Source organism: Sphingobacterium sp. UBA7253 (assembly GCF_002472745.1).
Taxonomy (GTDB): domain Bacteria; phylum Bacteroidota; class Bacteroidia; order Sphingobacteriales; family Sphingobacteriaceae; genus Sphingobacterium; species Sphingobacterium siyangense.
Window position 1 is genome coordinate 38,830 of record NZ_DKSP01000218.1, and the last position, 12,211, is coordinate 51,040.

Annotated in this window: 11 protein-coding genes; 3 read left to right on the forward strand and 8 right to left on the reverse strand. The window is 39.0% G+C overall.

What is annotated here, in order from left to right:
* The 5 genes from rpsF to B2X72_RS22255 form a co-directional block, all read right to left on the reverse strand.
* Positions 1-216, reverse strand: a 216-nt coding sequence (gene rpsF, locus B2X72_RS22235; RefSeq protein ID WP_286851513.1) for a 30S ribosomal protein S6, incomplete at its 3' end; no start/stop codon positions are given.
* Positions 217-363: 147 nt separating this feature from the next.
* Positions 364-1,242 (reverse strand): 4-hydroxy-tetrahydrodipicolinate synthase, encoded by an 879-nt coding sequence (gene dapA / locus B2X72_RS22240; protein WP_088162788.1) that lies wholly within the window; start codon positions 1,240-1,242, stop codon positions 364-366.
* 37 nt (positions 1,243-1,279) lie between these two features.
* Positions 1,280-3,304 carry an NAD-dependent DNA ligase LigA gene (gene ligA / locus B2X72_RS22245; protein ID WP_088162787.1) on the reverse strand — a complete coding sequence of 675 codons (2,025 nt, stop codon included), beginning with the start codon at positions 3,302-3,304 and terminating at the stop codon, positions 1,280-1,282.
* Between the two features lie 119 nt (positions 3,305-3,423).
* Positions 3,424-4,455: a glycosyltransferase family 2 protein gene (locus tag B2X72_RS22250; protein ID WP_145328716.1), complete on the reverse strand. Its 1,032-nt coding sequence runs from the start codon at positions 4,453-4,455 to the stop codon at positions 3,424-3,426.
* Positions 4,452-5,318 carry a lysophospholipid acyltransferase family protein gene (locus tag B2X72_RS22255; protein WP_088162786.1) on the reverse strand — a complete coding sequence of 289 codons (867 nt, stop codon included), beginning with the start codon at positions 5,316-5,318 and terminating at the stop codon, positions 4,452-4,454. Before B2X72_RS22255 ends, B2X72_RS22250 begins: the two co-directional genes overlap by 4 nt.
* 87 nt (positions 5,319-5,405) lie before the next feature.
* Between B2X72_RS22255 and B2X72_RS22260 the strand changes: the two genes are divergently transcribed.
* Complete coding sequence (locus tag B2X72_RS22260) at positions 5,406-6,017, forward strand: WbqC family protein (RefSeq protein WP_145328714.1); 612 nt, start codon at positions 5,406-5,408, stop codon at positions 6,015-6,017.
* Positions 6,018-6,081: 64 nt separating this feature from the next.
* On the forward strand, positions 6,082-6,768 hold the full coding sequence (locus tag B2X72_RS22265; RefSeq protein WP_145328712.1) for a hypothetical protein: 687 nt from the start codon (positions 6,082-6,084) through the stop codon (positions 6,766-6,768).
* 5 nt (positions 6,769-6,773) lie between these two features.
* Here the strand turns inward: B2X72_RS22265 and B2X72_RS22270 are convergent, their stop codons facing one another.
* On the reverse strand, positions 6,774-7,775 hold the full coding sequence (locus B2X72_RS22270; protein ID WP_145328711.1) for a YihY/virulence factor BrkB family protein: 1,002 nt from the start codon (positions 7,773-7,775) through the stop codon (positions 6,774-6,776).
* Positions 7,776-7,810: 35 nt separating this feature from the next.
* Positions 7,811-9,577 carry an AMP-dependent synthetase/ligase gene (locus B2X72_RS22275; protein ID WP_145328708.1) on the reverse strand — a complete coding sequence of 589 codons (1,767 nt, stop codon included), beginning with the start codon at positions 9,575-9,577 and terminating at the stop codon, positions 7,811-7,813.
* A 262-nt stretch (positions 9,578-9,839) separates the two neighbouring features.
* Here B2X72_RS22275 and B2X72_RS22280 point away from each other — a divergent pair, with 262 nt between their 5' ends.
* Positions 9,840-10,340, forward strand: a complete 501-nt coding sequence (locus B2X72_RS22280) for a hypothetical protein (RefSeq protein ID WP_088163737.1) — start codon at positions 9,840-9,842, stop codon at positions 10,338-10,340.
* Positions 10,341-10,394: 54 nt separating this feature from the next.
* Here the strand turns inward: B2X72_RS22280 and B2X72_RS22285 are convergent, their stop codons facing one another.
* Positions 10,395-12,140 (reverse strand): M61 family metallopeptidase, encoded by a 1,746-nt coding sequence (locus B2X72_RS22285; RefSeq protein ID WP_145328706.1) that lies wholly within the window; start codon positions 12,138-12,140, stop codon positions 10,395-10,397.
* Positions 12,141-12,211 lie beyond the last annotated feature (71 nt).

The following is a 12,211-nucleotide window of genomic DNA, read 5'->3' on the forward strand; positions in this document are numbered from 1 at the left end:
GATTAATTCACCTGGAGCCTTGAATTCAGTTAAGTGATAAAATCCAGTAGTTTTTTTCTGGATTGGATACGCTAATTTTTTCAAACCCCAATTGTCTTCAGCGACAATCTCGGCTCCGCCTTCTGTTAAGATGTTTTTGAATTTTGCGATTACTTCTTTCGCAGCATCATCAGAAAGCAACGGGGTAAGAACGATTACAGATTCGTACTGTTGCATTGTGTTAATTAATTTTGTTATTTAAAATTCCACTTTTGTGGAAGTGCAAAGGTAGTTATTATATTGTTATGTTGCAAAGCTTTGAAATAAAAAAGTTTAGATCCTTTGGAGGGATCTAAACTTTTCTCAACCGAACTAGGCTATATTTTAGTTCAATTTCTTTAATTCTTCTTTGATAGCTGCCTGTATTTTCTCGCTAACAGGGACTAAAGGAAGTCGTAATTGATCTTTTCCGATCCCCAATTCCTGTAAAATATATTTTACACCAGCAGGGTTTCCTTCAATAAAACACAGATCTGTAATGTCAAGGAGTTCATTATGGATCGATCTAGCTTCCGCATAATTGCCTTCAGCGCATAACTTAGCTAATGTGGCAACCTTTTTCGGTAATGCGTTTCCGATCACTGAAATGATACCAGCAGCTCCAAGAGACATCATCGGCAAGGTAACCGGATCATCTCCGGAGATCAATAGAAATCCCGTAGGTTTATCCCGTAGAATTTCGCTGAATTGCGCAAAATTTCCAGAAGCTTCTTTGATGGCTACGATATTGGAAAAATCATTGGCTAGTCGTAATGTTGTCTGTGCTGTTATATTGCTGCCCGTACGCCCAGGCACATTGTATAAAATAACCGGAAGTGGAGAGGCGTTTGAAACAGCCTTGTAATGCTGGTAAATGCCTTCTTGTGTTGGTTTGTTATAATAAGGAGATACAGATAGAATTGCACAGAAGCCTGTTGGATTAAAGTTTTTAATTTGTTCCACAATTTCGGCTGTATTATTACCGCCAATTCCAGCAACCAAAGGAAGTCTACCGTTCACGCGCTTGACAGTAAAATCCCAGATACGCTTTCGTTCATCATTGGTTAAAGTGGCAACTTCTCCAGTTGTACCTAAAGAAACCAAATAATCCATACCTTCGTTGATTTGCAAGTCAATTAGCTGACCTAATGCTTCGAAATCAACAGATTCATCTGAGTTAAAAGGAGTGACCAATGCTACTCCTGCGCCGTGAAGCTCGTTCATCTTGTTTTTGTATTTATATAAATTTAATTAAAAAAACTTACTTGGGATTAATGAGTTCAAATAGTTCTTTATCATTAATCATCGGGATACCCAATTTTTCTGCCTTCGCTAGTTTGGACGGTCCCATTTTATCTCCCGCTACGAGGTAGCTTAATTTGGCAGAAATGGAAGATAACATCTTTCCGCCATTGCTTTCAATTACTGCTGCTAGCTCTTCACGTGAATGGTCTGCAAATACACCAGAAATCAGGAAGGTTTTCCCTTCAAGTGAATTGCTCGCAAGGATGATCTCCTTTTCCTCAATTTCGAAATTTAAGCCATAATTTCTCAGTGCAACAATCTGTTGTTGATGAATTGGATTGTCTAAGTATTCTTTGACACTCTCCGCAATACGGCGTCCAATGTCTTGTACTCCTTCGATTTCCTCTGTCGAGGCTTGTGCGAGTGCATCAATATTTTTGAAATGCTGGGCTAATTTTTTTGCAATCGTCTCGCCGACATGACGTATTCCAAGCGAAAATAAGACTTTTTCAAAAGGTTTTTCTTTGGATTTTTCGATGCCGTTGAGCATGTTATCGATTGATTTTTGACCGAAACGTTCCAGTTGTTGCAGGTCATCTTGATGGTCTTTTAGGCCATAGATGTCAACGATATTGCGTAACAAACCTTTCTTGAAGAAAGTATCCACGGTCTCGTCCCCCATTCCCTCGATGTCCATCATTTTTCGTCCGATAAAATGCTGCATTTTGCCAACAATTTGTGGCGGGCATCCAGTTTCATTAGGGCAATAGTGTACGGCTTCCCCTTCTTGTCGTATAAGTGCTGTGTCGCATTCTGGACAAGATGTGGGGTAGACAAAACTTGTCGATCCTGCTAATCTTTTCTCGAGGTTTACCCCAATTATTTTAGGTATAATTTCGCCCCCTTTTTCTACAAAGACAGTGTCATCTTCGTGTAGGTCGAGACGTGCGATTTCATTTGCATTGTGTAAAGAAGCGCGTTTTACCGTTGTGCCTGCCAGTTGTACAGGTTGAAGATTGGCAACAGGTGTAACAGCGCCGGTACGTCCAACTTGATAACTAATCGAGTTCAATGTGGTTTCTACACGCTCTGCTTTGAATTTATAGGATATTGCCCAACGTGGATTTTTGGCAGTAAAGCCAAGTTCCTCCTGTTGTGCGTAATCATTTACTTTAATAACAATTCCATCAATTTCATAACCTAGGTTATGACGTTCGACATCCCAGTAGTCAATAAATGCAAAAACATCGGTTAATGTGCTGCATTTTCTGCTATGCTCGCTGACGTGAAATCCCCAGTCTTTGACATGGTTTAAGCTATTCCAATGGTCGTGAAATAGATTTGTTCTGTTGTCGCAGTACAAAAAGTAAAGGAAACAGTCCAATGGGCGTTTTGCAACTTCAGCAGAATCTTGGAGTTTGATGGTTCCAGAAGCGAAATTTCTTGGGTTGGCATAGGTTTGCTCCTCGTTATCAGCTCGTTCCTTATTCAGGCGGAGAAAAGCTGATTTGTGCATAAATATTTCACCTCGTATTTCGAATTGATCTGGATAATCTCCTTCTTTAAGTTTGATCGGGATAGAACGAATGGTTTTAACATTGTTTGTGACAACATCGCCTTGTGTACCATCACCGCGCGTAACGGCTTTACTTAGTAGGCCATTTTCATAAGTCAAGCTGATGGATAAACCGTCAAATTTTAATTCACAAACATACTCAAACTGATCGCCGATGATTTTGCGGATTCGCTGGTCGAAGTCAAGTAATTCCTCCTGATTGTATGTGTTGCCCAATGAAAGCATTGGCCAGCGGTGCTTTTCCGTTTGAAATCGGGAGGTAATGTCTCCACCAACACGCTGTGTAGGGGAGTTGGGGTCGGCAAAGTTGGGATATTGAGCTTCCAGCGCTTCGAGTTCCTTTAATTTAAGGTCGAAGTCGTAGTCCGAAATAACACTGTTCGCCAATACATAGTATTGATAGTTATAATGGTTGAGCTCTGCCGTTAAGTCTTTTATCTTTTTTTCAATATCCATCACCAACATTTTGCAAAATTACAAATAAAAAGTACGTTTAAATAAAATAAATAAAGAATCTTGTCGTAATGACTGCTTTATTTTGAAAATGCGTTTTTCTGCATTTTATGTTACAGGGAAATAATACGCTATTTGAAATCCTCCGGATTTAGCTGAGAAAATTTATGTTTGTTATTTGTGTAAAAATCAATGATAATCGATTTTGTGTACTGCCCTTTGGTATTTTCTTTCGCCTTGTATTTTTTTCGTTTTTTAGCATTTTTGAAAATATTCAAGAAGAAATACTGATGTGCGCGACTGATCGCCCAGGCATCCTTGGGTTTCCTGTCGATCAGAAACTTAACAAGGGCTGCAAAGTCAAACCAAAGCCTGATGAAAATAATCCATATTGCTTTGCCTAGCGGCAGGTTTTTTTGCAGCATGACCATGTTATTCCTAAAATTGAGGTAAGTCTTTTTGGGATTACTTGCATTGAGGGTGCCCCCACCAACATGATAAACAATAGATTTCGGACAATAGCCTATGCCATAGCCCATTTTCTTTAATCGCCAGCATAGATCGATTTCCTCCATATGAGCAAAGAAATCTTCGTCAAGGCCATCTGCCTCCTTCCAGGCGTCAGAGCGAATAAAAAGTGCAGCTCCAGATGCCCAGAAAATCTCGGATTCATTATCGTACTGTCCCGCATCGTCTTCTACTTCATGTAGGATTCTACCTTTACAGAAAGGAAAGCCAAAGTAATCCAGATAGCCACCGGCCGCTCCGGCATGTTCGAACTTCTGCTTGTCATGAAATGAGCGTATTTTGGGCTGTGCTGCTGCCAGGGAAGGGTTTCTTTCCAAGTATTCAATCACTGGTTCAATCCAGTTTTGGCTCACTTCAACATCCGAATTGAGGAGTACATAGTAATCAGCATCTACACGCTGCAGTATTTTGTTATAACCTCCTGCGAAGCCATAGTTTTTGTCATTTTCAAGGATAGTAATCGTAGGATAGTACTGTTTCACAAATGAAATTGAATCATCATCGGAGGCATTGTCTCCAATGACAAATTCGACATTCGGATAAGAACTGTTATATACGGATGGTAAAAATTTTTCCAGGAAAAATCGGCCATTCCAATTGAGGATAACGACAGCTACTTTTGGTAATTTACTCATTTTCTACGTTTTCTTTTCCAACGATTATGTGACCATAGCCAATATTCTGGGTTTTCACGAATAAGCTGTTCCGCAAATTGATTGTGTATATCGGTAATTTCATGCTCTCCAAAGCCACTTGGATCTTCGATTAAAGTAACGAATTTACAGAAATATTGCCCTCTTTTGGGCTTTCTTCCGATATAGCAATAGACCACAGGTGCTTTACTTATTCTAGACAGTCTTTCAGCTCCTGTATAGACCAATGTTTCCTGATTTAGCCAATTAATAAAATAATCGGAATCCGAATACAGCGGTGTTTGATCGGCAACGAGTATACTGATATTGGGTTGGCCTTTCAACTTTACGATATGACGGAGTATTTGTTTCATTGGTACCATTTCGGCGCCAAACCTTCCTCGCATATCATTGTACACTGTGTCAATATCTTTGTTATTGAGTGGTTTGTATACAATCAGCGTAGGAAAGTTTGTAATTAAGCTCAAACGGTGAATACCCAGCTCCCAATTGGCATAATGTGAGGTCACCCCGATTACGTTTTTGCCCGCTTCGAGGTGTTTAGTCAATTCTTCTACATTTTCCAAAGTCATCTTTTTCTTGACTTCCTCAGCTGTAATCGTTTTCAATTTGATCGATTCGACAAGGAGATCCGGGAAAAAACGATAAAACTTTTTGGCAATTACCAGACGTTCTTTATCCGTTTTTTCTGGAAAAGCATTTTTTAAGTTCTGAAATACAATATTCTTCCTATATCCAATAATATAGTAGAGTATGTAATAAAGCCCATCGGAGATCAAATATAGAAACCAATAGGGGAGAAGAGAGATGATATAGATTAATGCGTTTAACGCTTTTTGTTTCATGCTATAGCTAAAATTCCCAGTGTTCTTTACAAATATCCTTAATTTAAGTTATTTTTGCGTCACTTATAACAAAAATCATCAGTTTTTATGGAATCGCAGTTATTACTTCCGGCATGTTATCTTCCACCAATATCCTATTTTCATACGATACAAGAGCATAATCTTCCTTTGGTCATCGAGAAATATGAGCATTTTCAAAAGCAGAGTTATCGTACGCGCGCACGCATTGCTTCTGCAAATGGGGTGCAGGATTTGATCGTACCCATTCAACATGGCAATAAGGAACGTGTTCCTATGAAAGATATTCGGATAAGTTATGAGTTTGACTGGCAGCGTTTACATTGGCTAAGTATTCAGACAGCTTACCGTAGCTCTGCATATTTTGAATATTATGAAGATGATTTTATACGATTCTATGAGGAAAAGTTTGCGTATTTGGTAGACTTTAATGTTGCTCAATTAGAACTCATTCTAAAATCGATCAAACTTAAACGAGCAATAGGATTTACAGAAGAGTATGTTGCTGCGCCTTCGGAAATGATCGATTTCCGTAACCTGATCCATCCTAAAAAAGAAAGTGTATTGCGTGAGCCAAAAGAATATTATCAGGTTTTTTCTGATAAAAATGGATTTTATCCCGATTTAAGCATTATCGATTTGCTATTCAATCAAGGACCACAATCAAAAAGTTACCTGTAGCCTGACGGTTTTTTTGAACAAAATGCGTTTAATATTGTTGTTATTCAATATTGAACGCATTTAAATGAAACAATTCTTTTTTACTTTTCTTCTTTTTTCTTTGTGTTGGACTTTCGCGCGGGCTCAGGGCGGTGTTGATACGATACATTATCGAAAAGTTTACTATTGGGGTACAACGGGAATGGGCTTTCCGATCGGAAAAACCAAAGATATACTTTCGCCAAAGTTTTCTGGTAGTATTGGTTTGGATATCTCCCTGAAAAATCCAATGTTTTTTGTATCCCCCACACTTTATACACTTTCATTCAAGTATAAGCAGCGATTGGTCGATCCGAATTTTGAGTATCGTATCGAAGATGCGAATACCAATTTCTATACCCTTTCATTTTCGGGGGGCATTAGGAAGCAGATGCGATTATTGAATATCTATGGTTTTGTAGGTCCCGGTGTAGGATTGACGAGTGAGCCAAGGGCAAATGTACTCGCAGACCAAAAGCTTATTAAGATGGAAAATAAAAATCACCTGAATTTCTCCAGCAAAATAGGTGCAGGGGCAGATTATAAATTTAACGGTTTCTTTTTAGGTCTTGAGCTTGGTTATCTCCATAATTTTAGGAAGATACAGGATACTCCCGTGAATATTTTTACCGTTATGGTGGGATTAAAATCCGATATTACGCAAATTGGGGATAAAGTCATCAATGTCATTGGCATCGATGGTTCCATTAGCGGTAAAAAAGAGAAAAAATAGACGGCTTATTTTAAGACCTGAATGGTGTCTCCAACATGTGCTTCGGCGTCGCTGCCTGTTTTTTTAACTTTTTCCGTTTGTTCAACCGCTACTGCAAATGTGGACGGAATAATGCCTGCACCAAATTTGATCGCATAAAATTTGGTGAATTCTGCGCCAAAATACAATATTGCAGCCGAATAGTAGATCCATAATAACATAACAATTATTGATCCCGCAGCTCCGTAAAAGCTGGCTGTGGAGGAAAGATTCAGATAGATTGAAATGCCGTACCTGCCTAACATAAAGAGTAAGCCTGTAAAGATAGCTCCGCCAAGCATGTCCCTGAATTTTACTTTAGCATCCGGAAGGAAGGAAAAGATAAAGCCAAATAAAATGACAATGACCGAAAATGTGATGCCCGTATTCACCCATGAAATGAGTGCAATCGGAATAAAAGGAAAATAAGTCATGACTAAATTGGTCACGGCAACAATAACTCCGTTGATCATGAGTGAGGCAATTAGCAAAAAACCAAGGGCAATCACGATGGAAAAAGAAATCAGCCTGTTGATGATTAATTTTAGCCATCCCTTTTTTGGTTTCGGTTTTACTTTCCAGATATTGTTTATTGAGTCCTGTATATCAACGAATAAGGTTGTGGAGGATAGAATCAATGTAACGATACCTATTGTGATCCCCATATTAGATTTATTCTCGAAAGTTATCTTCTGAAGATAGGACTGGATCTGTGTGGTCACATCCTGACCAAAAAGAACCATGACCTCCTCCAGCACCTGATCTTGCGCTGAAGATCCACTTTGAAGATGTTCTCCATAGAAAAATCCAATACACCAGATAACAATCATAAGAAGTGGGCCGATGGAGAAGACGGTATAATAAGCCAATGAAGCACTCTTCTTCATACATTTGTCATCATTGAATCCATTAAAGGCATCAATTAAGACATGCCAAATGTTTTTCCAGTAGGCGAGTGTAAATAAATCTCGTAGTGTAACGTGCTTCATAATAAGATGATCAGCTCCAATAATCGTGCAAATTGTTACTCTTGGTTTTGTTCCTGATACAATTTGTCGATTGCTCCTTCGTTCTCTTTTAAAATAATTTTTCGTTTTAGACTCAATTTTGGCGTCAATTGACCGTCGTTGATTGTCCATTCCTTTGGAAGAAGAATAAATTTCTTGACAATTTCCCAATGTCCAAAGTTAGTGGATAATCGGTTAATTTCTTCTTGATATTTTTGGATTACTTCCGGATTTTTGATGATTTCTTCGTTTGAACCGCCGGTAATACCTTTTTGGTTTGCCCATTTGGACAGCACATCAAATGCAGGAACAATCAAGGCGCCGGGAAATTTTCTATTTTCTCCAAAAACCATGACCTGTCCGATTAATGTAGACTCCATGAGTTTGTTTTCAATGGATTGGGGCGCGATATATTTACCACCTGCAGTCTTAAACATTTCCTTTTTTCGATCGGTTATTTTTAGGAAACCATCGGATGTAATTTCTCCAATATCGCCCGTCTTGAAAAAACCATTATCGTCAAAAGCTTCTTTTGTGGCTTCTTCATTTTTATAATAGCCTGTCGTGATACTAGGGCCCTTGACAAGAATCTCACCGTCTGAAGCAATTTTAACTTCTAAGTTTTTCAGGGGTTTGCCTACAGTCCCAAATTTCAACCCATTGGGTAAGTAGGAGTTTACAGCAATAACCGGAGATGTTTCAGTCAGGCCGTATCCCTCAAGTACTTTAAGTCCAGCGGCCCAGAATACACGCGCTAAACGCTCTTGAAGAGCTGCACCACCGGATACAATGATCTTAATATTTCCGCCAAGAGCTTCTTGCCATTTCGAAAATATCAGTTTTCTAGCGATCGCAAGTTTTAGATTGTAAAGTGGTCCATTATGCGCTGGTTCTTGAAATTTCAAGCCAAGATCAACAGCCCAGAAGAAAATTTTCTTTTTTAATCCAGTTAAGGCTTTCCCTTTTTCAATAATCTTATCGTATACTTTCTCCAGGACACGGGGTACGGTGGTGAATACATCCGGTTTGACATCGTTGATATCGGCAACAACATTGTCTAAGGTCTCTGAAAAATAGATCTGGATTCCTTTCGAATAGTACATATATACCACCATGCGTTCAAAAATATGGCATAGCGGAAGAAAGCTAAGTGCCGTTTTGAAATCCGATCGGATGAGATGATTGCATGCCAAGACGTTGCTGTATACGTTTTTGTGAGACAGGTATACGCCTTTAGGGCGCCCTGTTGTACCTGAAGTGTAGATCAGTGTTAATAGATCTTCTTCTGTAACAGCCTCTCGAAGTGGAGCCAGGTCGGTTGTGTCATCTTTTGCTGTTTCGATGAATGTTTTTAGCTGCGTATAATTTTCAATGGCATCAAATGTATACAGTTGTGGGTTTATACCGTGTTCCTTGATGGCTTGTTCAATACGGTCCGTCAATTCTCTGTTGCTGACAAATAGTACGTTGACATCCGAGTCATTTACAATAAACGAAAGATCCTGTGCGGATAAAGTGGGATAGAGGGGAACAGTTGCAAGACCGATTTGATTGCAGGCAAAATCAACTAAATTCCACTCGGGTCTGTTGCCGGACATGATTCCTACCCGATCACCTTTTTTGAGGCCTAATTGCAGTAACGCCCTGCTTAAGGTGTCAATTGCGTCGGTGTATTCTTTGGTAGAATATGTCTTCCACTGGCCATTTCCATCTCGCCCTGCCACCATGATGTCCTTTGCGTATTTTTCTTTATATAAGGTTATAAAGTCAAAAATTCTGCCCATATCACTTGAGTTTATTTGGTTACTACTACATGCTGTATTGACCTAAATATACAGAAATAAAGTTGGATAATTTGGGATTATTGTCATAACAAATTAAACATTGTTTCGTTATAGCTGTAATGGATATTTACCCTATCGAAAAGGTCCTTCGTAGGGGAAGTTCTGGTAAATAGTTTTTTATGTGCACTGCAATTATATTGCATATAAAAAGCAATTTATCTATGTTTGGAAAAATGTAAAGCAAAAAAAGCGTACGATTTTTATGAAAAAAATATTTTTGGCTGTCGGTGGAATGCTGATGTTTGGAGCATTATCCAATAGAGCTATGGCTCAGTTGGACAATAGGGGTGCTATTGGTGGACGTTTCGGGTCTGCTCAGGGAATTACATATCGTCACACGCTTAACTCGGACCATGCATTGGAAGGAATTATGAGTATTCAGAGCAATTCTGATTTTCGCCGTTTCCGCGTTGTGGGCTTATATGAAATCTATAAACCATTGACTGCTGGGTTTAATTGGTATTATGGTTTTGGTGGTAGTATCGGTTCTTATAAGGAGAAAGACAAAATTATCGAGGGTCAGCGTCATTCATTTGATTCACAGCTTAATCTGAGTATTGACGGTATCGTAGGTATTGAATATAATATTCCGCAGGCACCGTTTCAAATCTCATTGGATGTAAAACCTTATTTCGATTTTCTAAACGAATCCAGTATCAAATTATTTGATCCGATCGGTTTTTCGGTAAGATATAAATTTTAAAAAAAGAATAGCGGGATTTCCCGCTATTCTTTTTTTAATGATAATACTTCCGTGTTAAGCCATCCAGATTTTACCTAGCAATTCCTGTAGAAAGGTTTGTTCTTTGAGCGGACGGATTTCGTATATCTTTTTATTGCTCTTTTTGATTTGAACAGGGATTTCCCGCACTAAACCATCTCGTGCCACCAGGAAGTTTAATATCTCCCCCTCTTTGGCATGTTGAACAATGAAATCAATTTCCTTGTCCTTAACATCGAGCCTGTTACTATTAATTGCAATCAGTTCGTCTTTTACACTTAATCCGGCATCATATGCACCAGAATCTTTTTCCACTGTCGCTACCGAAATTAGCCCATCCACTTTATTGGTTGTAATGCCTAGTGTCAACGTGTTGTTATTAACATTGGTATCAACAATTTCATATCCAACGAGATTAAAATAATCGTTGTATTCCAGTTCTCCGTCCTGATGAGCAGCATTGAAAATATCATCCAGCGAAGTGCCTGCGATACGTTCAGCAAGGCTTCTCAATTCGTTTTCTTCAAATCCACGATCAAGTTTTAGGTAGAACTCCTCATAAGCCTCGCGGATAACATCATCCAATTTTAGCCTACCTTCTGTAGCGGCAATAATTTTAATATCCAACAATGCTGTCAGCATTGCACCTTTGTTGTAATAGGAAATTCCTGAATTCATCGAATTTTCATCAGGCCGATAATATTTAATCCAGGTATCGAAACTTGAGGCTGCTGCAGACTGTATCGTATGCCCTGGACGGTTTAATACAATGTTGAAATCGTTAGCTAGCAAAGCGAGATACTCTTTTTCATCATAGAATCCACAGCGTTTAATAATTAAATTATCATAGTACGAAGTGAATCCTTCCATGATCCAGAGGCCTGTGGTATAGTTTTCGGCATCGTAATTAAACGGTCCTAATGCTTTTGGACGTAAGCGTTTCACATTCCATAGGTGAAAATACTCATGTGCAACGAGACTCAAATAGTTTTTGTAGCTGGTCTCATTTAGATAGGCATTTCTCGAGGCTCCCAATACTGTTGAATTGAGATGTTCTAGACCTCCACCTCCAGATTGGTAGTTGTGGGTAATAATGACATATCGCTCATTGGGGTTCGAACCCCAGATGCGGGTTTCTTCTTCGACGATACGTGTGATATCTTTCGTCAGGCGTTCTTTATTATAGCTGCCACCTCCGACCATGGCGCATTCATGTTCGACACCGGCAGCCTGGAATTTCCAGACATCCTGATTACCAGCTTCGATGGGCGTATCGTATAATACGTCAAAATTTGGCGCATAAAACTTGCATTCTCCAATTTGTTCGAGTCCAGTTGATATACTTGCCCAAGAATCTTTTAGTGCTATGCTGATTGTCGAAGGATTGTTTATACGGCCATCGATATGAAAGAAAGTTGCCGTAGGTACAATAAAAGCATGGTCACTATCGAAAAAGTTGGTACGCACAGAAACTTCAAAACCGTATATGGCGTAGATTACTTCGATCTGATCCAAAGATTCTGTGGGTATTCGCCAGGTGTTCTTTGAAACTTTCTGGTAGGAAATTGTATTTCCTGCTTTGTCAAATGATCGGAATCGTTCAACGTTTTTAGCATATTCACGAATTAAATAAGATCCAGGAGACCAGACCGGCATTTTTAGATCGACATAAGGCTGGTTGAGCTTTGCGATGCTCATTTTTACTTCGATATAATGAGCTTGTGCTTCTGAAAATGATACCTCAAAATGTATTTCGGGTATACTGAAATGGTCACTGTCCATGAAAGATGATTTTAGTATGAGCTTACAAAATTAAAAGTATCGTACGCTTAACCAAACAAAAAAATAGATTG

What these genes read in the sequence shown, in the direction of transcription:
- B2X72_RS22255 (WP_088162786.1), bottom strand. Translation starts at nt 5,318, where the DNA reads ATGAAACAAAAAGCGTTAAACGCATTAATCTATATCATCTCTCTTCTC.
- B2X72_RS22260 (WP_145328714.1), top strand. Translation starts at nt 5,406, where the DNA reads ATGGAATCGCAGTTATTACTTCCGGCATGTTATCTTCCACCAATATCC.
- B2X72_RS22285 (WP_145328706.1), bottom strand. Translation starts at nt 12,140, where the DNA reads ATGGACAGTGACCATTTCAGTATACCCGAAATACATTTTGAGGTATCA.
- B2X72_RS22280 (WP_088163737.1), top strand. Translation starts at nt 9,840, where the DNA reads ATGAAAAAAATATTTTTGGCTGTCGGTGGAATGCTGATGTTTGGAGCA.
- ligA (WP_088162787.1), bottom strand. Translation starts at nt 3,304, where the DNA reads ATGTTGGTGATGGATATTGAAAAAAAGATAAAAGACTTAACGGCAGAG.
- B2X72_RS22250 (WP_145328716.1), bottom strand. Translation starts at nt 4,455, where the DNA reads ATGAGTAAATTACCAAAAGTAGCTGTCGTTATCCTCAATTGGAATGGC.
- B2X72_RS22275 (WP_145328708.1), bottom strand. Translation starts at nt 9,577, where the DNA reads ATGGGCAGAATTTTTGACTTTATAACCTTATATAAAGAAAAATACGCA.
- dapA (WP_088162788.1), bottom strand. Translation starts at nt 1,242, where the DNA reads ATGAACGAGCTTCACGGCGCAGGAGTAGCATTGGTCACTCCTTTTAAC.
- B2X72_RS22265 (WP_145328712.1), top strand. Translation starts at nt 6,082, where the DNA reads ATGAAACAATTCTTTTTTACTTTTCTTCTTTTTTCTTTGTGTTGGACT.
- B2X72_RS22270 (WP_145328711.1), bottom strand. Translation starts at nt 7,775, where the DNA reads ATGAAGCACGTTACACTACGAGATTTATTTACACTCGCCTACTGGAAA.